Consider the following 20,351-nt stretch of genomic DNA (forward strand, 5'->3'; position numbering starts at 1 on the left):
CAGGAAAAAATAGGTGTCAGTACAATTGGTACTATAATCACCGAAGTGTAATCGAGCGTAATAGAGTAAGAATGGCTTGCAGCCGGAAAGCCTTGGAAACCAGTTCCCGAATACTTAACGCAGAAGGGCGAAATATAAAAGTTAGCAACGTAGAAGTTTGAAACTATATTCCCCGAGGTCTAAAAGTTTAAAGCAATATATCAAAAGAAATTGAATAGAAAACCTTATACTGGATTTCGGGTACAGCTTTCAATATCTCATAAATATTCTTCGATACAAGGAGAAGAGTTTAAAAAAAACTCCTTTTTTATTTCCCAAAGACCGTGCCCCCTCAATTAGCTCAATAGTAGTTTCTGCATTGATAAATTCAGCCGTTTTGGGATCTACATAGACAGGGTATAACAACAAAGTAGCGGCAATCATCTGATTTAAAGTTAAATTGCGCTGCCTTCTCGATAAAAAATCCCTTAACTCACCCGTGGGGATTTCTCTATTTTCGACAAGCGTATCCCTTGTGAGCCCCCAGCCAGCATAAAAGGGTAACCCATAAGTGACCACCTGCTTGCCTCTCAGTAATGCCTCAAAACCACTCAGGGAGCTCATGGTGTGAATTTCATCAGCGACTTTAATAGCAGAAACTATATCACCCTGTTCAAGCAAAGTGTCATAAAGGGAGTCAGAACTCTCCTGCAAAGCACCTAGGCGAGCACCACAAACTACGTCAGGGTGTGGTTTATAAATAATATGAGCATCAGGGTTATTGAGCCTGACGCGCTCAAGAAGCGCCAAGTTACTTTTTATTGCTGGGGAGCCATTAGCTATCGAGGCATCGCTTTCAACCTGCCCGGGAACTAAAATAATTTTTTTACCATAGGAAAAATCAAAACCAACTGTAGGTTTATCTTCTACAACGTTGTATTTGCTAATCCCTTTATCGATCAATTTGTCTCGTAACTTTCTAGCTCTATCTAGAAGAGGATCAGGAAAACTACAGGTATTTAACAGCATCTCCAAATCGCTGGGCTGCCTGGCGTCAAAGTAAATACCACGACTATCTAGAACCAGTGAATTCGGAACGACCAGGTCGGCACCCAAACCAACGGAACGCAAAAAGCCATCTTCAACCCTCCAGACATTTAAATCAGATTTCTTAGCCTCATCAAGCAAACCATCTGTAATCCGACTTGCCCATACCAGAATATTGGTTCCTGCCCTTGCATCCGCTACCTTTGCAGAAGAAAATTTAATCCTTCCCTTTCCACCGATAAAACCTGGAATAAAACTCCTTTTCCAGTGAGAAAATCCTACTCCGATCCAGTCGCCATCGAAGCGGCTCCATTGCCTGCGTTGTTCAGCAATTAATGCCACAGTGTCTTCAAAGTTACATCGATTGCCAGTATACGGATTAATATACCGGGAGTATTTTAGGTACGCAGCACAAAAAACCTGAAGCAACGTTCGCTTCACACTGCGGCGACCACAGTTTTGCCTATCTCGAGTTAAACCCCACCCCGCAAAAAAAGGCATTCCAAAGCAATGGACCTCCTTACCGGCAACCAGCGCCTCAAAACCTAGCTGGCTGCTGACCACATAAACCTTTTCGACTCGATCCAGGATTGACCAGGGGGAGATATCCTCAGAGATAATCCTACAACCCCTCAGTTCAGCCAGTTTCTTTAGATAGCCACGCTTTTTCCCTGCGATAACATCGGGATGAATCTTTACAAGAATTTCAGCATCAGGATTTTCATTAATTGCGGACTCAAGCATTTGAGAGAAATGCTGCTCAGAAGCCAATCCACCTTTAACGGAGATATCCCCAAATGTTTGATCGACCACTAAAATGGTCTTTTGCCCAGGCAACATTTCCAGTGATATATCAGTCGATTGGTTATATTTCGACAGTCGGCTCTCTCGTATAAGCTTTAAGCCTTTCTCTGCACGAACAAGTTCATCCGGCGAGAAATCAGCCTCACTGATTAATATTTCCAGGTCACTTGGCCGGGAGGCGTCGTAATAAATACCTGTCGAGTCAACAACCAAACTATGAGGTTCAGCGCCATTTACGCCAAGGCCGAGTGAACGTAAAAACCCATCTTCTATAGCGATATAAGGCAAACTCAAATGAGTGGCAAGGCGCTGTGCTTTAAGGGCGCTTTTTTTTAACCCCCAGCCAGCCATCATGGAAATTGATCTATCCGGCTTGAGAGCTACATAGCGACATTCAGCTTCCAGGAAGTTATCAAGGTTAGATAAACGCCGAAGCCCGAGTGAGCAGTGTCCAATTACAGGCATTTCCTTGCCTCAAGAGAAAGTGCATCCCGAAGGCTATGATCGTTGGCAAGACCCAATATTCCCTCAACCCAAGCTGAGGGTTCCATTGGCAGCAACAGACCATTTTCCCCATGCCGCACTACGGAACCATATATGTCCCCTTGAGCAAAGATACCTGCGGCACCAGCCTGGGTAATATCAAAAAATTTTGTATGCGACCTGGCGCGATTAAACGGCAAATCAAGCAAGGGTGCCAAACCAATTGATCGCCCTCTCCCTCGAAGCATCGACACGTAGGTAGGCCACTTCATCGGGTGCAGTATCTGCACCCGCGGCATTCCTCGAAAGAGTCGATTGACACGCTGATCTCCAATTATCTCAAAATTGAGAATTGGACTGCGGTTGAGGACTTCCTCTATCACCGGCCGCAACCATAGAACATCCTCAAGGTGTGACGCAGAGCCATGATAAAACACAGTCAAAGGCTGCTCCTGCTCACATCTCAAGGGAGCAGGCTGCAGTAACTCTGGAGACCAACTTTGATACTTTTCCGCGAGGTAGGGGGCCGATACCAATAGTTGTGCGCCGACAGATCTCAGCCACCTCTGCTTAGACCAACTAAGCCGTAATATTTTTGCTTGATATCGAAGTGGCATGCTGGAAAAGGCATACCAATCAAATAAATCATCGTCGATAAATAGGTAGATTCTCTGAAACTGACCTCTGTTTTTATCAATAAATGACTTCCAGCTCCGAGGGATGTAGCGAACAAAGATTAAGGATTTTCCATTGATATCCTGTTCAATTGGGGAGCTGGACCAAGTTATACACCGGAAGTTGATTCCCCTCTCATACAAATATGGCCGAATAAAATAATCTGTTGATGGATTTGCACCCTCTTCAATGACTAAACAGCTTTCTGTGGGAATCGAGTCAAGTGCCAAACTACTACCCCTCTAGCGGAAACACGATTGGAATCAAAATCAAAACTGTTATCGAATAAGCAATAGTCAGGGGCAGTCCAGCTCTGAGGAAGTCGCGTAAATGATATCCTCCCAAGTTTTGCACAATCAGGTTGGTCTGGTAGCCAAATGGGGTAAGAAAGCTGGCACTAGCTCCATAGGCTACCGCCATTACAAAGGGCATCCAGCTAACCCCAAAGCTCTCAGCCAAACTCCATGCGAGGGGGAAAGCTAATGCAGCTGCGGCGTTGTTGGTCATCAATTCTGTCAGCGCCAATGTCAACAAGAAGACGCCCACCAGCCCGGCTAACGGCCCCCAGTCCGCTAGTAAACTACGCAGCCCTAGCGCCAGTGAATCTGCCAAACCACTACCCGCGAAAGCCTCAGCCAAAATCAGGGCACTAGTGATAATCAACCATATCTGAAATGGGAAGCGCCGCTGTAACTCAGTAGTTGATATAATTCCCAGGCCAATCATTCCACCAAGGAGAACGATGAGCCCTTTTAACAGCGAGAAGATGCCCAGTGCCGCACCAGCTACAACGGCAGCAAAACCCAACCCCAAAAGCCAGTTATTGCGTCGAGAGAGATCGCGCCGAACCTCTGTGCCGCTGATCACATAGAAATTCTTATCAATATTCAGATGATGACGAAAATCCGGGCCCACCGCCAACAGCAGGGCATCCCCAGCACGAAGCTCAATCTCCCCGAGCTTGCCAGACAATCGCTCACCGCCACGGCGCATGGCAACCACTGCCGCATCGAAGCGAGTACGGAAATTACACCCTTTTAAGGTCTGGCCAAGAATACTGGAACTGGGCGTAATCACTACTTCTGTAAGATTCAGGTCCAGATCCTCATCTTCCAGCGCAAATAGGCGCAGCCCCTCAATATCCTGCAAGCGGCCAAGATCACGTACATCGCCACTAAAAATTAATTTATCCCCGCAACGGATAACTTCAGAGGGGCCGACAGGGCTAATAACCTGATTTCTGCGAACAATTTCAATTAAGTAAAAGGTCTCAAGTTGGCGTAGACGGTTTTGCTCAACACTCTTCCCATCCAATGGAGAGTTAGCCACCACTTCAGCCTCCAGTAGGTACTCAGTGACAGGCTCCTCCGTTACTCCCCCTTCAGGGAGAAGACGGTTGCACAAAAGCAATACCACCAAGCCCACTAAAGCTGCGGCCAAGCCCACCGGCACAAAGGCAAAAAAGTCCAAACCGGGAAGGCCGCGATCGAGTACAAAGCTGTTAACGATCAGGTTCGTAGAAGTACCAATAAGCGTCAGAGTACCACCGAGAATTGCCGCGTAGGATAACGGAATCAGTAACTTGGCCGCAGGCAAGCGCCGCTGCCCCTTCACACTTGAAGATAGGGCCGCCACCACTGCCGTATTGTTAAGAAATGCAGAGCTTAAGGCGGTAGCAGTGGTAAGCCTCAGTAAACTTGCCTTTAAGGAGCCCTTAATCAGTCCTTCTGAAATCGACCGCAACCAGCGCGCCTTCTCCAATCCCACGGACACGAGCATCAGTGCTACTAAAGTGGCTAAACCCGGGTTTGCTCCTTTCTGTAACGCTGACTCCGCTGGGACCAATCCTGTCAGGAAACAAGCACCAGCTGCCGCGGCGAACACCAGGGACGGCCGGAAGTGAGTAAAAATTAAACATCCGATAACCAGGGCGAAGATACCGGAAACAAATAATTGGGGGAAAGTCATAAGGTCGAAAGGTCGCTCTGGTTACCGGTACTAGTGTACGTCTTTATATACACACCTGTGCTGAAATCAAATTATGCCAAATCTTAGGTGAGTATGCTGCCGGTCGGCACCGGCTGCTATGGCAGCTGGAGCAAAAGTATACGGCTTAAGGCGTAAGACAGCCTGTTTACACCGCGATCTACTTCTACCTCCCCCCGTTGAGAAACCCGCCACTGTCGAAATTTGACAGTGGCGGGTTCTCCATAGCTATGCCAGAGAAAAGTCCTCATGCGAAAGAGTTAAATTTGGGTTATATGCGGGATCCCGATCCAATAAACTTCCCCATCGTTCACGCATGCAAGATGTTTCCCCAGCCATTCGGCGCTTTTTACTAAAGGTATCATCTGCGCCTCGAGACACTGACTCATGATGATAAAGCTCAGCATAAGGAGTCCAAAGATTACGATACCCTTTTTCCATCACTTTTAAACACAGGTCCACATCATTGAAGGCAACCGGTAGGTTTTCTTCATCCAGCCCCCCCACCTGTTCAAACAGTGACTTCCTAAGTAATAAGCAGGCACCCGTTACCGCAGACAAGTTTTGTACAACGCTCAAGCGAGCAAAATATCCATGCTCACCTCTGCCGAAATGCTTATGCGCGTGGTTTGCGACACCACCAATACCAAGAATGACACCACCGTGCTGAACAGTATCATTTGGATAATAGAGTTTAGCCCCAACACAACCGATCTCCTCACGACAAGCCTGGCTAACCATTTCCGTAAGCCAACCTGCACTTATAGGCTCAATATCGTTGTTAATCAGGCCTATAATCTCTCCATTTGCTTGTGTAACCCCAAAATTATTTATAGCCGAATAATTGAATGGATAATCCCACCGGCAAATACGTACTTTCTCATTAACACTAATCTTGTTTAAGTATTGTAAAGTTTTCTGGCAGCTACTTTGGTTATCTAAAATCAGTAATTCAAAGTTTGGATAATCGGTAAGCGATAAGATCTTATCGACACAAGGCTGCAAGATGTCGTAGCGATCCCGGGTAGGTACTAGGAGACTAACCAAAGGTGGTTTCTCTGGGAGATCCCATTGCACGCGATAAGTATTAGGTACAAAACCTCGCTCTACTTTCGCATTTAGCTTTTCTGACTCCAGGTAATTACTAAGCGATCTCAGTCCAGCTTTTGATGTATAACTTTTCTCGTCACAAGCTAGTGCTGTCGATCCCTCTATCGCTCGCCAGTGGTAGAGAATTTCTGGAATGTGGACAACCTTATTAGAGTCAAGGTGCGGCAGACAACGTAATAATAGATCGTGGTCTTGAGCACCTTCAACACCCGAATGCCAGCCACCTACCTTTCTTATCAAATCTGCACGCAATACAGTAAAATGACAGATATAATTATTTGAAAACAGCAGGTCTGGATTCCAATCGGGTTTAAAATGAGGATCAAAACGATGACCTGATCGGTCAATTTTATCTTCATCGGTATATATCAGCTGTGCATCTTTTACATTACCGATCTCTTCTACCACCCGCTGTAATGCATAAGGCGATAAAGTATCATCATGATCCAATAAAGCTATATAGTCGCCTTGTGCTAACTCTAAGGCGCTATTACTAGCTGCAGAGATGTGACCATTATCGCTGCGAAAAACAACCCGTATACGCGGATCTAAGGTCTCATAAGATAGCAGACATTCCCGAACCTGCGAATGCGAAGATGCATCATCAGCAATACACAACTGCCAGTTGGAATAAGTTTGCTCAAGCACAGAATCTATACAGGCACGAAGAAACCCTTCCTCTGTGTTGTAAGTCGGCAAAATAATTGAAATTAAGGGGCCACCAGTACCTATCGCGTTCTGCTCTACAGGCAACTGCGGTCTTTCCACTCGTTCAATCCAATCCTGGTAGTCAACCCCTCTACACTTGCGACTAAAGGTCTCCCCATAATGGTGAAGGGCGACATCAAGCCAGTGACAAGTCTGCTCACCAGCATCCGCTCTCCACCGAACCAAAGCCTCAAGCTTATTAAGTTTTCTATACTTAGGATGCCTTGCTACCAGACGTTTAGCCATCAAATCATGTGCGAATCTCGGTAATAAAGGGATCAACTGTAGATGTTCAACACTGAAAAGACCTTGCTCATTCAAAGGATCAAAACGTAGAGCTCGAGCGCCGCTTGGAAGAAAAAGTACCCTCTTTACGATCCGATCAGAATTACAATTTAGAGAAAAACATTCATCTTCACTAAACCCATCGCCAGAATCCACGTATAAATTGCTACTAGCGGTGCCCCTATTATGAAGGAGTCGAAGCTCAAACATATACCAGCCAGCAAACAGCCGTTTTCTCAATAAGAACTGAGGGTCGATACCGAGAGAGCGCCAGTTAAAGCCACTCTTCTCAAAATTTTCCACCGCAACTTCAGCCGCAGGAGTAAGGTGGCGTATCAAATTAATGCTAAAAATGGACTTTATAAATTTAACCACAGTATCCAGCTTTTCTATGATCCACGAACTGAACTATCAGCTGATATCAGCCTACTAGCCCAAAGAAATATTCATTACAGTCAACTTAAATAGACACAAAAAAAGTCATATTGAATACTTAACTTGCGCTTCTATCGTAGTGCCAAATATATACGCTTCTATTTTATCATCTATCGTCAAAATTTTTCCCGGCCTAAACGAGAAACCACAGTATAAGCGATTAGAAAGTCCCTTTCGATAAACATCTGGACGCTCTCGATCCACATCAATTATATTTTCTTTCCCATTGATTAACAGGCGAACCTTCAGAGGTCCATCGAACTCTGAAACAGCCCACCCGCCTATGATTTCCGGCATTACATTTACATGAGCTTTTCCATAACAGAGGTATGGAGAGTCCTTGGTCAACTGCTCAGTAAGACCGTCAACCGCCCGTTTTATATCCCCACTAAAATGAGTCAGAATATCATCATGTTCATCGTTTAAATCGTGAGCTTTAAAATAGGCTTCACCTTTATGCCTACCAGCACTACCTGCACCAGAGCCTTTACGTGCTTTGTTCATCATATGCTCTTGGCGTGATTTAACTACATAATGATTAATACGCACACGATCATATATAACATTTTTGGTTTTTGGTTCAAAAGAACCACCATTTTCAAAAATGGTTGGAGCTAAATCGCCGGAATAGTAACGGCCAGACTTTAAAACACATTCATGTATATTCATTCTCTGAGCCATGCTAGGTTTTAAAACTGTCTTAATGTGGCGATTTGCTATATGGTCCTTTTTTGAGGCATTCAGGAATCGATCAACTACCAGCCCCTCTCCACTTAATTTTCGCCCTGATGATCCATAGTTTCGCCAATTAAGTGCCAAAGCTCCGGCATCCTCCATAGAGTTAAAATCTTTAAGATTTTCTTTCAGCGAAAGATTATTTGTACTGACCAAAAACTCATCGGCATCGATAAACCCGAGTAGATCAACTTCACTACCATATTGGCGCAATATTTGGTTATAAGCAGGAGCTTGAGGGCCAGTATCGCCAATTCTGGGAAAATATATACGATTTATCAGCCCCAAATAATCCAATGCCTCTAAAAGCTGTGAGGATCCATCATTGCTGACATTGTCAGCAATAAAAAATCTGTCTACACCAACTAATTGATGGTAGGCAATCCACTCAAGGATATAACTGTGCTCATTCTTAAAAATAGCTGCGAGGCCTAACTTCATTCGACTACCTAAAACCATCTGCTAATAAATTAATTAAAGACAATTCATTTACCTCAATCTGTTAGCAGATTTTAAAATCTAAGTTTGTTTTTGATTATACCACTCTTTGATTGTCAACCACCGTTCAAGATCTTGATATTGAATAGGCTTAGAATTCAATGGATTTACATCATCCTGAACACGAACATTAATTATATCTGTCGGTGTTACCCCCAATGTTTTCAAGTCTATCTCATAACCACATTCACCTGTAGGGTGCACCGAAGGTTGATCTAAGTCTTCTCGATAAATACTTGCCTCGGTGGAGGCAATTTTTTTTCCATTTACTTCCACATCTACAACTACAGGGTTCACATGGTGTACGCCTCGCGCCCACCCTCTTAGCAAACCAGTTTTAAGAAGATCAACATTTACATCACCTCGTGATTTAGTAATACGCGTCTTATCAAGATACTCTTGTGGATCTGGAGAAATAAAATTGAGAGCTTTTTTGCGCTGTAACCCAGACGCCTCGACACCGGCAAAATCTATCAATTTCTCCACAAATTCATTTTTATGACGAACTATTTTATCAGATGAAACCAACATTACCGGACTCTCTGTTTTCTGTAAAAAATCAATCATCAAACGATAGCTATTTAGTGCATCCTGGAGGCCGTCATTTATATCAGATTTCATCGAAATTGAATTCCGATTTGCTACTGAAAAGATATCTCGAAATACAAAAATAAAATGAGGATTTCTTAATCTGGCACTAATAAAATCCAACCTCTTTAAGGTGGATGGTCGCTTCCAACCCCAACTAGGGTTGGCTTCATTATATTTAGCAATCACTTCAGAAAAATGCTCATCACTACGTCCCTCAAAAGCTAAACTTAATCTGAGATCTTCAAAAACTGGGGGATAACATTTTTCCCCCATAGGTAGCCCAAGAGCATGTAATGCACCAGAAACAATAGAAGTCCCTCCCCGAGCAACACCCACAACAACGATAGTTCGGCACTTCATTGTAGAGGCCGGGATGAACACTTCAACCCCTTTATTAATTAGCATTTCCGAATTCATATCTTTTCTAGAAACCAATCAAAAAACAACCTTATCCATAACTAGCAAAATAAAAGATATAGACGCACTATAGAAACAACAGCGAGCACACTAAACAGTCACCATCATTTCACCCACCAAAATTACAGACACCAAAAAATACCATAAAAATCAAACTTAAACTTAAACTTAAACTTAAATTTAAATTTAAATTTTCAAAAACAACACCATTAAAGATGAAAACAAAAGCATATAGAAAATACTAAAGCCAATAGCATTATAAAAACTTATTTTCCTGTGGTACCATTAATATCAGATCCAATACCAATACCGTATCTCTCTCGTACTTCCACAACAGGAAAGCAAGACACGTAAGCATTCAAATATGGCTCTGTTGGATAGATTCCAATCTCTGCAGCCTTTACCCCATTAAAGCCTAACGGAGTTCCATCATCATGCTTACTACCGGTGGACAACAGTGCCAATAAATTATCAACATTCGTTCCTACGCCATTAGGCGTCAATGGGGGCAGCCCATATTTTGAAATAAAATCCGTTAACTTTTTAAGACCTTTTTTTGTAATCAAGTATCCGTCACAGCCATTATAAAGAACTGGCTTTTTATTAGATGGATTCACCCGTAACAGTTCTCGATACGCCTTCATATTAACTACAACTTCATCTCTGGAATAAAAAAGCTTATCTGGTAATGATGAATATGGAGGGGTCATACCGACATGGCAATATAGCTTTTCGGCAGCTCGCCCATTCACAAATACAATATCTGCATTTTGAGGAATATTTCTCACCAAACTAGCCAAGAGACCTTCAGCGAACGGCAATAAAAATGCATCGTCTTCTAATAACAAAAAGTACTGAATATTAGACTGATTATACATCTTCTCCCATAATCTGAAATGGGATACCGAGCATCCAAAATGCGCCAAATCAACAGAAGTAGCACCTTGATCTAAATGCCCTCTATATTCAGGGAAAGATGTTAAACCAAAGTTTGGAACACGAGCATCAACACCATTAAAAAATGAAAATGTTAATTTACTATTCCATGATGAACTAAATAGGTTTCTGCGGGGTGAGTTTAATAAAGAAATAACTTCTATATTCAAATCATCAATAGCACTTTGATATTCACTTGAATTACTGAATGCCATTGCTCCACACAGCACCGAAGTAAATATATGGTTTGTTTTTGCCAGTTCAGGGTGACTCAATAACACCTTAGAGAAAATAGGGTTAGAGTACTCAACGGTAGCTTCTGAACATTCAAGAACTAATGCACCCAAATTCCAACGGCTTTTCTTAAGAGCACAATCAATTTCCTGCCCCACTCGTCTACTACAGCCAGAAAGGTATCGCATTCTTTCAAACCTCATATTTATTCAAAAGATATCTTTCACATACACTATCAAGTATACTCATATATTCTTGGCTAATAATTTTTTGCTTATCAACCTCTTGTGTATCACATTTAGGGTTTGGAGCATGATTTTCCCTAAAAGCACTTAGCATTGACTCCTGAAAAGGTATATCCAAGTTATTACAAAGGCTACTGAGCACAGCTTGTGGATCATCCATTAAATCCTCAAAACGAAAACCGTAAGTCACATTTGCTTTAGGGTGAAGTAGAAGTTTATTTAGCCGCATATGGTCTTTAGCTGCCCCCTCTACTGGCCAGTTCCATCGTTTTTGATACGAATTTAATACATCAACAGGGTTACGCAAGATAAAAATAACTTTAGCTCTTGGAAAAATTTTATATAAAGTATCCCAATACCATGAAAAAAACTCTGATTCGCTACTAAAAGTAGTTTTAATTTGAGGCAGCATAATAGGCTTCTGAAACCAAAGCTTTTCATCAGAAGGAAAAAGATCAACCATCAGCTGACGAACCTTTTCAACAGCAATATCTCTTACCGTTTCATCGTGATAAGCAGGGTTACCACAATATGGGATCGAACATTCAATACTGCGAAAAACACCAAATATAAGATTTGTCGTCTCCCCAATACTCTGTAACCCAAGGTATTTATTAAAAACACCCGTCATCAATGTCGTTCCACTTCGGCCATTTCCAAGCAAAATAATGGGTTCATCAACATTACGAATATTTGGCATTTTATATTATCTCAGTAATCATTTAACTTGGTAAGGTAAGGTTTAACCTTTTTCTGTTCAGCCAGTACGGAAACTGATCCAGAGCGTCTACGCTTAAAATGAATTGCATCTTTTATACACACATGATCAATACCACCTAAAAAAGTCTCACATGCCCAGTGAAAATCTTCATGAGCATGACCAGAATCAAGGTCATTCTTTTTATACGGATATTTATCAAAAATGCTTCTATGGGCAAGACATAGCGCATCCCAATAATTGCCTACACGTAGAAATTCTGGATCAAAAAATTGATCACTAGGATCTCCTTGGCGGACCAACATACTATGTGCACCAAAAATCAGATTATACTCAGGATGCAGCACACTATTTTTCAATGCTTTCTTGCCAGAAAAGCTGGAAATAACTTCATAACATCCGCTTAACCAATTCTCTGACCAGAGATCGTCGCCATCCAGCAAGGCAATCATATCCCTATTAGATGCGGATATGGCCTGCAATCTTGCTTGCCCTGGATCACCTTCCTCTCCAAAAAGAACTCGTGCCCCATATATCTGGGCCAATTCCTCAGCGATATTTATAGTTAATCCATCACTTTTATCTAGAAATAGAAGACAATCAACTTCAACATCATAAAGACGCTTCAACTCTGAAATCGATACCTGCGCACTCTCCATAGTTGGTAACAGTAATGCCCCTTCTTTATGGGCAGTGATAATCACTTGGAGTGAGGGTAGTGATGATTTCATACGGCCTCTCTCAATGCTTCAACATAGCTTTCAAAATTTCTAGCGGCACGATCATTCATAAAATGACTTCTAAAAGTCTCTTTAGCTGGGTTCAGATCCATCAGAATTGATTTCAACTTATTTACGTAACTTGTAATATCCTCGATATCATCCACAAGGAAATCTTTAGGTAGTAGTTCACCTACTCCCCCTACATTGGAGGCAACAATAGGCAAGTTTAATTCAAGAATTCTAAGTAATATCGTGGGAACACCATCCCATTCAGATGTATAGAGAAAAGCATGACAGCCAGAATCGAGCATTTCCTGCTCTGTAGTATATAAGCCCATTAGATGTATGTTATTTACACTCTCAAGACCATAGTCTTTAACTCCCAAAACTGCCTTACCCCAAACGTAGAACTCTACATCAGGCATTGCTTGTGCGATTTTAACAAGTAAATCGGGTCTCTTCTGCTCATCAAATCTTCCCGCCCAAGCGATACGATTACCATATTTTTTTCTCGGACTAGTTGAATTTTCAATTGACACTTGCTGGAACGGTGTTTTGAGCACTGAAATTTTATCAGTCACGCTTCCAACCACCATGCCTCTGCGCTTTATTTCTTTCAATAGAAAATGGCTATCAAAGAAAATTGCGTCTAAGTATTGGCTACAAGTCAGAAAATACTCGGCTGGATATCCTGCGACATTACCAAATGAGTCGCGATCATCACAGAAAAAATATCCCTGTAAATTGGCAAAACGAGTTAAAATTCGCCCATAATTTTCAATCGTTTTCCATAGTATTCCACAATTTAGATTCAGTACTTGCTTCGCACCAGATCCAACAATAATGTCATAGACTATGTGCTCTAAAACATCCGGATGACACTTCCTAGAAATTTCAGAAAGATTTACAACTGCGTCAGAGTCTATTTTTCGTGGGGCTAGCACCTTTTCATCCACTGGCCCCATTGAAATTACTTTGATACCCTTCCCTGGATATATTATTTTAAATGACTCATATACCAGCCCAAGTATTACATCCGCACCACCAAAGTTTATCGAATCCCTAAATATCAAGATATCTGATTTCCCTACAACATCCGATAGTCCCTTCATATAAGCAAAAGGGTCTGAATTATAGGGCATCAGTGAGTAAGCTCTAGAGTTATCGCTTCTCTTGATTAATGGTTCTATCTCAGCAGCTTTAACGATCATTTGCTGAAGCTTCGAGCTGTCTGACAAGTTAAATATCCCCTCGTCAAGACATTCCAGCGCTATATCGCTTAAACCTTTGGATTCCACATTCTCTTTGCAGGTAACTCTTAAGGGAGACATCCCCGCAGATGGCTTTACAGCCTCTCCAGAAGCTTCAGAAGAAAAATAGAATTCGAGTGCGGTACTTCCCCCTAAATCATAAGTATATGCAATCCATTGAGTATCTAATAAGGGGCCTGGTGACCTATTCTCGTACTGTCCATGCTTCAGAAAATGTATGAAAATATTCCCTTCATAGTTAGCCAGGTCTAAATATCTTGAGCGATAGTAAGCGGCATCAAAGAAAGAGGCTGTCGAAGCATCTATTGACTTATGCTGATTATACCAGCGGTTGAATATCTCACCATCAGCTACACCTTCTTGTTTCACGAACTCCTGATTATACAAATAAGATAAAGATAGAGGATCCTTAAGAAATATGACTTGCTCTCCAAGCTCCCACACCTTTAACAGCTTGCATTGACTCAAAGAGTGTATAAAAATTTCAAAACTTTCAAAATCACTAAAGGAGCTTGTAAAGGTTTCCAGCAATGACAAGCATAGATCAAGCCTCTCAGAAAAAGAAAAATCATTTAGATAGAGTTTATTCGACAATAGAACATCAAACCCAGGAAACAATCCGGACGTTGGCAACCCCTGATGAATCCATGAATTTAGTACGCAAGATGGACTTTTCGATCTTTCAATATACAGGAAATGCTCATTCAGTAATGGATTAGGACTTCGGCCTTCATATCTTCCATGAAGAATAAAATGTAAAAATGGGTCTGGGTGCGCGACTAGGTCTTCATACTTATCAAGATAAAATTCTTTACAGAAAATCGAATTAGGGATTAAAGAACGCCTCTCTCTAAACCAATGCCTAAAAGCATCGATGCCAGAATTAAATTTCACACCTGCACGTTCACTGTAGAAGGCCACATCAAAAAGTATGGAAAAGTCTGCTGGGCATCCGGCTTCCATCCACTCCTCCAAGCTACTCAACCACTCATTGTTAACACTTCCTTCAGTATATCGACTGAAGATTGCTACAAAAATAAGTGCCTCTTCTTTATTGGTAATACCTAAATCTTGCAAGCATGAAGCCAGCCGAACAAAATTATTTTCTAGATTTTCAGATTCAGAACTGCTTACATAATGAGATAAGTAGAAATCCCAAACAATCCCTGATGACACACGCTTAGATAACAACTGTTTAAACCAATATCCAAACAAGTCCATATCCCCAGCTTCACAATTTAATTCTGCATTTCCTCTAACATAGTCAGATTCAAAAAGTACATTCGGACTACGACCTTCAAATCGCCCATGATTTATGTAGTGCCAAATAAAGCTCCCTTCCAAATCAGGATTATCGCTCTGATAGAAAGTGATATCAAAAAGTTTAGATGCTGATATATTGTTATTTATATCTTCCTGAACCCAAAGATCATATAGATCTTCAGGAGAAACTCCGCTTTGCGCCTTCTCTCTGGAATAAAAATCAGCATCATACAAATAACCAGGTATAGATACCGAACTTTCAACTACAGGTCTATTAGATTCAGGGGTCACTGAACTGGATTTATCTTCGTAACCCCCGAAAAACCCTTTAATGGATTTCTTTAAACCAGACGCATCAAACATAATAAACTTTCAATCTAAATTAGAATTTTTACAAAGAATTAAAATAGCTAAGAAGCAACTCTCTGTCTTATATAATCAAAAACATCAGTTGTAGACTTACTCTCACACACTTGTTGTAGCTTTGAGGTGTCAACCTCATTGGTTACAACATCATAATATGGATGTATTAGGGAATTATCTATCAAATCAAAACCGGTTAGAGAAGAAACAAAATCACAAATCTCATTCGTGCGAACACTTACCCCAGATCCCACATTGTAGGTACCAGAGCAGTCTTGCATAAGCAGCTCGACTATATAAAATGCAACATCAGCTGCGAGAATAAAATCCCGTGAAGGATTTACGCCTTTAAATACAGAAAATTTTTTAGCATTGGCAACTGAGTTCAATAAAACATCAACAAATCCATGTACAGCATTATGTACGTTGCCAAATGGATTAGTTATTCTTGCACAAACAAACTGAATATCATTCGAATCCGTGTAATTTGAATATATTGCCTCTTCCAGTAGCTTTCCTCTGCCATACCAAGAAATCGGAGTTGGTAGATCATCTTCTCTATGTGCTCGGCCATTTTGCTCTCCATAAACAGTTCCTGCAGAAGACAAATGCAAAAATTTTTTTGCTTTATGTACACAAAGAAAACTACATACTTTATTCGCAAATTCGATCATTGCCCCTATTGCTTGCCCAGGCGAACCTTCACAAGTATTTGGCTTCCACCTTCCTGCTGCATTAATGTAGAGGCTGCAGCCTTCAACTTCACTAATTACTTTTTCTTGATCAAATTTACTAAATTCAAACTCGTTATTCTTGGTGGTTGGACCCGATGTTATTCCGCACCATTCTATACCGCGACGCTCCAACTCTTCTGTAATAGCAGTTCCAAGGAACCCTCTTGCACCAATAACACAAACTTTGCCTACCATCCTTTACGAGCCCCCATTTTCCCTGTCAGATTCTGTACGTTCCCTCTAAGATAGATTCCCACCAATCACTGCTATTAAGGTACCACTCGATAGTTTTACGGATACCGGATTCAAAACTTTCATGAGGTTGATACCCGAGTTCACTATTTGATTTTTTAGGGTCAATGGCATAACGTCGATCATGTCCAGCACGATCCTCAACAAAGCAAATTAACTCCTCTGATCTTCCTGCTTTTGCTCTCTTTGCACCTGGAAAAAGTTTATGGAGTTCTATATTGTTGGAAAAAACGTCATTAATGTAGCTGCAAATAAGATTAACGATGTCAATATTCGCCCACTCATTAATACCGCCAATATTATAACAATCACCAATATTCCCTTGCTTAATTACCAGATCAATGCCCTGGGCATGGTCTTCAACATAAAGCCAATCCCTGATTTGTTTTCCATCACCATAAACAGGCAAGGGGCGATCTTGGAGAATATTAGTGATTACAAGCGGAATTAGCTTTTCAGGGAAGTGATAAGGTCCGTAATTATTGGAACAATTACTGGTCGTAACCTTTAATCCATAGGTATGATGAAATGCTCGTACCAAATGGTCTGAAGAAGCCTTGCTTGCTGAATAGGGGCTATTTGGTGCATATTGTGTAGATTCACTAAAAGCTGGGTCATTCGGCCCAAGCGTACCGTAGACCTCATCAGTAGATACATGATGAAAGCGATGATTTTCCTTATTTACGCCATCATCCAACCAAACCTTCTTAGAAGCTTTTAATAGGCTATAAGTACCAATAATGTTTGTTTCAATAAAACTATCCGGGCCACTAATAGAGCGATCGACATGGCTTTCGGCCGCAAAATGTACGATAGTATCAACGTGATGTTCTCGAAGAAGAGTCTCTACTAAACCTGTATCACAAATATCACCATGGCAGAAATAGAAGTTTTGCTTGTCATTGACTGAGGCTAAATTGGCCCTATTTCCGGCATATGTGAGTGCATCCAAAACGACAACCTTGTCTTGTGGATATTTTTTCATCCAATAATGAACAAAGTTCGCACCTATAAATCCGGCTCCGCCGGTAACCAATAAATTACTCATTTTTAGTAACTTCTTTAAAAACTGATGACTACTTCAAGTATTTGCATTTTCGAAAGCTTAAAATTAAGCTGAGGGGCATTTTACATATTGATTACATAAAACTTCCCCTACCCTCTATCAATCAAGTACAAACGGTATTAACGGACTAAGAAATAGATTTTTCTAGTAAAACAGCGTGTAGAGATTGTCGCCAATGCTGAAGCTCTATTCCAAGATCCTTAAGCAAACTGGTTTTATCTAAAACACTGTATTGGGGCCTTTTTGCTCTTGCTGAATACTCAATAGACTTTATAGGCTCGATTTCTACGAATTTTTCTTTAGGGATCAACCCCATCTCTTTAGCTTTATAAAATATTGCTACAGCAAACTCGTACCAGCTGGCCATCCCTATGTCAGAACAATGATATGTTCCACTTATCTCGGGCTGTTCTACTAAACGATAAATAATATCTGCTAATGTATGGGCGCTTGTTGGACTACCTATTTGATCAGCAATAACTTTTAAATGATTTTGCTGATTCATAAGGCTCAACATTGTATTAACAAAATTAGTACCATGGGTACTATAGACCCACGATGTACGCAGTATTACAGCTTCAGGAAGTACGGTTCTTACGGCCACCTCACCTGCAGCCTTACTTTCACCATATACATTAATTGGCTTAACGGCATCTCCTGTCTGATATGGTGCTGAACTCATACCATCAAAAACAAAATCACTAGATATATGTATCAAGCGTATATCAAACTGCTTGCAGGTTTTCGCTAAATTTTCCGGACCCAATGCATTGACTGAAAACGCCTGTTTCGATTCAACCTCAGCTTTATCTACAGCCGTATATGCAGCAGTATTAACTACAACTTGTGGTTGATATTTCCTAATAACTTCTGAAACTTGTGTTTCATTAGTAATATCTAGCGCATAGCGGTCAAAAGCCATGAGGTCATAATTCTGAGGCCTACGATTATTTAGCTCTGTAGCTAACTGGCCATTCTTCCCAGTTATAAGAATTTTCATTTTCTATTTTACGTCAAGCTAAATTTTTGAAAATACTATAAGTTCCAGATGCCGGCGCTTCTCAAACCTATCTAGCTCTGCTAACCTTTATCTATTACACAAAAGTAACGGCTTCTTTTAGTAACTTCCCAGACATATCTTTTTTTGAAAGTTGTGGTCTACCATCATCAATCAAAGGCCAATCGATCGCTAGATCTGGATCATCCCATCGAATGGACTCCTCATATTCTGGAGCATAGTAGTCAGTGCATTTATAGATAACTTCGGCCACAGGGCTCAGACTATAAAAACCATGAGCAAACCCTTGAGGAACCCATAGTTGACGCTTATTTTCTTCAGACAATAAAACACCAACCCATTGTCCAAATGTATCCGAAGATTTTCTCAGATCAACAGCGACATCAAAAATTTCCCCTCTTGTCACTCTAATGAGTTTACCTTGTGTTTTTTGTGTCTGGTAATGCAATCCTCGGAGTGTCCCTTGTGTAGACTTACTATGATTATCTTGAACAAAGATACAGTCCGTACATTCCCTACTAAACAAATCCTGGCGAAAAGATTCAAAGAAGAACCCTCGGGCATCTCCGAAAACTGTCGGTTCGATGATTTTTACTTCAGGAATATCTGTTGCGATTACTTTCATACTACTTTGTATTCGGCTTTAATAGCAGTGCCCCAGCTAAGGAGACTAATTCATGTCAAACAACAGCAGCAATGCGTTGTCGATCAACTTTAGAGCAGTCCCCACTTTCTCGTATAAGGTTAAGCAGATATTCACCATAGCCGCTCTTTAACAGGGGAAGCGCCTGCTTTTCAAGATCTTCCGCTGAAATAAAGCCCTTTCGATATGCTACTTCTTCTGGGCAGGCAATTTTCATACCCTGACGACGTTCAATTGTTTGTACAAAATGAGCTGCTTCTAGCAGATTGTCATGAGTTCCGGTATCCAACCAAGCACTGCCCCGCCCCATTAACTCGACGTTCAACTGGCCGCTCTCAAGATACATCTTATTGATATCGGTAATTTCTAATTCACCTCGTGGGCTTGGCTTAATTTGTTGAGCCAAATCACACACTTGGTTATCGTAAAAATAGAGGCCAGTAACCGCGTAGTTAGATTTTGGTTGTTTGGGTTTTTCTACCAAACTTACAACTTTACCTTCCTCATCAAACTCTACTACACCGTAAGCCCGTGCATCGCTGACCCGATACCCAAACACGGTTGCTCCCTCGGTCTTATCATCAGCTTGCTGTAGTATCTGACTAAAATGTTGCGCGTAGAAGATATTGTCGCCCAGGACAAGTGCACTATCGTTATTGCCTACATGGTCTTTACCGATTAAAAATGCTTGAGCCAGACCATCAGGAGAAGGCTGCACAGCATAGGATATGCTTACGCCCCACTGACTACCATCCTCCAGCAGGCGCTGATATAGATATTGCTCTTCAGGAGTAGTAATAATGAGGATATCCCGAATCCCAGTCAGCATAAGGGTTGTAAGGGGGTAATAAATCATTGGCTTATCATAAACAGCCATCAACTGCTTACTAACACCTTTAGTTAAAGGATACAGGCGAGTACCAGAGCCTCCGGCGAGTATTATTCCTTTTCTATCAGAAGATCCCTTCATAACTAACTACCCCCAAATTTTCCAATCCAAGTTCCAATTCCTTTTCAATACCAACAATTTATAGTGCCTCTTTGTTAAGCCACTACTTGCCAATAAAGTCATATGCAAACGGTATTGAGTAAGCCAGAAGTGAATAATTACACACATATTCATAAATCGGTAT

15 protein-coding genes are annotated in these 20,351 nt (G+C 41.4%); all 15 read right to left on the reverse strand.

Annotation, left to right across the window (positions count from 1 at the left end):
- Positions 1 to 249 precede the first annotated feature (249 nt).
- Positions 250 to 2,295, reverse strand: coding sequence for a capsule polysaccharide biogenesis protein (locus ACJJIR_RS17510; protein WP_444906309.1), 2,046 nt, complete (start codon positions 2,293 to 2,295; stop codon positions 250 to 252).
- Entirely contained in the window at positions 2,286 to 2,756 is a 471-nt protein-coding gene (locus ACJJIR_RS17515) for a glycosyltransferase family protein (RefSeq protein ID WP_444906310.1), read from the reverse strand. The genes ACJJIR_RS17510 and ACJJIR_RS17515 overlap by 10 nt, the downstream gene beginning before the upstream one ends.
- 466 nt (positions 2,757 to 3,222) lie before the next feature.
- A complete protein-coding gene (locus ACJJIR_RS17520; RefSeq protein WP_444906311.1) occupies positions 3,223 to 4,956 on the reverse strand; it encodes an SLC13 family permease in 1,734 nt (577 codons plus the stop codon).
- A gap of 246 nt (positions 4,957 to 5,202) precedes the next feature.
- Entirely contained in the window at positions 5,203 to 7,452 is a 2,250-nt protein-coding gene (locus ACJJIR_RS17525; protein WP_444906312.1) for a glycosyltransferase family 2 protein, read from the reverse strand.
- A gap of 105 nt (positions 7,453 to 7,557) precedes the next feature.
- On the reverse strand, positions 7,558 to 8,688 hold the full coding sequence (locus tag ACJJIR_RS17530) for a glycosyltransferase family 2 protein (RefSeq protein ID WP_444906313.1): 1,131 nt from the start codon (positions 8,686 to 8,688) through the stop codon (positions 7,558 to 7,560).
- 78 nt (positions 8,689 to 8,766) lie between these two features.
- Entirely contained in the window at positions 8,767 to 9,753 is a 987-nt protein-coding gene (locus ACJJIR_RS17535; protein WP_444906314.1) for a sulfotransferase, read from the reverse strand.
- Between the two features lie 266 nt (positions 9,754 to 10,019).
- Positions 10,020 to 11,081: a glycosyltransferase family 25 protein gene (locus tag ACJJIR_RS17540; RefSeq protein WP_444906315.1), complete on the reverse strand. Its 1,062-nt coding sequence runs from the start codon at positions 11,079 to 11,081 to the stop codon at positions 10,020 to 10,022.
- 34 nt (positions 11,082 to 11,115) lie between these two features.
- Complete coding sequence (locus ACJJIR_RS17545; protein ID WP_444906316.1) at positions 11,116 to 11,868, reverse strand: sulfotransferase family protein; 753 nt, start codon at positions 11,866 to 11,868, stop codon at positions 11,116 to 11,118.
- Positions 11,869 to 11,879: 11 nt separating this feature from the next.
- Positions 11,880 to 12,617, reverse strand: a complete 738-nt coding sequence (locus ACJJIR_RS17550) for a glycosyltransferase (protein ID WP_444906317.1) — start codon at positions 12,615 to 12,617, stop codon at positions 11,880 to 11,882.
- A complete protein-coding gene (locus tag ACJJIR_RS17555) occupies positions 12,614 to 15,505 on the reverse strand; it encodes a glycosyltransferase family 4 protein (RefSeq protein ID WP_444906318.1) in 2,892 nt (963 codons plus the stop codon). Before ACJJIR_RS17555 ends, ACJJIR_RS17550 begins: the two co-directional genes overlap by 4 nt.
- 47 nt (positions 15,506 to 15,552) lie before the next feature.
- The gene (locus ACJJIR_RS17560; RefSeq protein WP_444906319.1) at positions 15,553 to 16,434 is read right to left on the reverse strand and encodes an NAD-dependent epimerase/dehydratase family protein; all 882 of its coding nucleotides are present in this window, start codon (positions 16,432 to 16,434) and stop codon (positions 15,553 to 15,555) included.
- A 25-nt stretch (positions 16,435 to 16,459) separates the two neighbouring features.
- A complete protein-coding gene (rfbB, locus tag ACJJIR_RS17565; protein ID WP_444906320.1) occupies positions 16,460 to 17,539 on the reverse strand; it encodes a dTDP-glucose 4,6-dehydratase in 1,080 nt (359 codons plus the stop codon).
- A 145-nt stretch (positions 17,540 to 17,684) separates the two neighbouring features.
- A complete protein-coding gene (rfbD, locus tag ACJJIR_RS17570; RefSeq protein WP_444906321.1) occupies positions 17,685 to 18,557 on the reverse strand; it encodes a dTDP-4-dehydrorhamnose reductase in 873 nt (290 codons plus the stop codon).
- Between the two features lie 94 nt (positions 18,558 to 18,651).
- The gene (gene rfbC / locus ACJJIR_RS17575) at positions 18,652 to 19,200 is read right to left on the reverse strand and encodes a dTDP-4-dehydrorhamnose 3,5-epimerase (RefSeq protein WP_444906322.1); all 549 of its coding nucleotides are present in this window, start codon (positions 19,198 to 19,200) and stop codon (positions 18,652 to 18,654) included.
- Positions 19,201 to 19,255: 55 nt separating this feature from the next.
- Entirely contained in the window at positions 19,256 to 20,188 is a 933-nt protein-coding gene (gene rfbA, locus ACJJIR_RS17580; RefSeq protein WP_444906323.1) for a glucose-1-phosphate thymidylyltransferase RfbA, read from the reverse strand.
- Positions 20,189 to 20,351: the final 163 nt, after the last annotated feature.

The sequence above is a fragment of the Microbulbifer maximicatervae (SeqCode) genome (genome assembly GCF_052467385.1).

Bases quoted from the DNA above. Each gene is read 5' to 3' on its own strand.
- ACJJIR_RS17510 (WP_444906309.1), bottom strand. From the start codon at position 2,295: ATGCCTGTAATTGGACACTGCTCACTCGGGCTTCGGCGTTTATCTAAC.
- ACJJIR_RS17520 (WP_444906311.1), bottom strand. From the start codon at position 4,956: ATGACTTTCCCCCAATTATTTGTTTCCGGTATCTTCGCCCTGGTTATC.
- ACJJIR_RS17530 (WP_444906313.1), bottom strand. From the start codon at position 8,688: ATGAAGTTAGGCCTCGCAGCTATTTTTAAGAATGAGCACAGTTATATC.
- ACJJIR_RS17535 (WP_444906314.1), bottom strand. From the start codon at position 9,753: ATGAATTCGGAAATGCTAATTAATAAAGGGGTTGAAGTGTTCATCCCG.
- ACJJIR_RS17545 (WP_444906316.1), bottom strand. From the start codon at position 11,868: ATGCCAAATATTCGTAATGTTGATGAACCCATTATTTTGCTTGGAAAT.
- ACJJIR_RS17550 (WP_444906317.1), bottom strand. From the start codon at position 12,617: ATGAAATCATCACTACCCTCACTCCAAGTGATTATCACTGCCCATAAA.
- ACJJIR_RS17555 (WP_444906318.1), bottom strand. From the start codon at position 15,505: ATGTTTGATGCGTCTGGTTTAAAGAAATCCATTAAAGGGTTTTTCGGG.
- ACJJIR_RS17560 (WP_444906319.1), bottom strand. From the start codon at position 16,434: ATGGTAGGCAAAGTTTGTGTTATTGGTGCAAGAGGGTTCCTTGGAACT.
- rfbB (WP_444906320.1), bottom strand. From the start codon at position 17,539: ATGAGTAATTTATTGGTTACCGGCGGAGCCGGATTTATAGGTGCGAAC.
- rfbD (WP_444906321.1), bottom strand. From the start codon at position 18,557: ATGAAAATTCTTATAACTGGGAAGAATGGCCAGTTAGCTACAGAGCTA.
- rfbC (WP_444906322.1), bottom strand. From the start codon at position 19,200: ATGAAAGTAATCGCAACAGATATTCCTGAAGTAAAAATCATCGAACCG.
- rfbA (WP_444906323.1), bottom strand. From the start codon at position 20,188: ATGAAGGGATCTTCTGATAGAAAAGGAATAATACTCGCCGGAGGCTCT.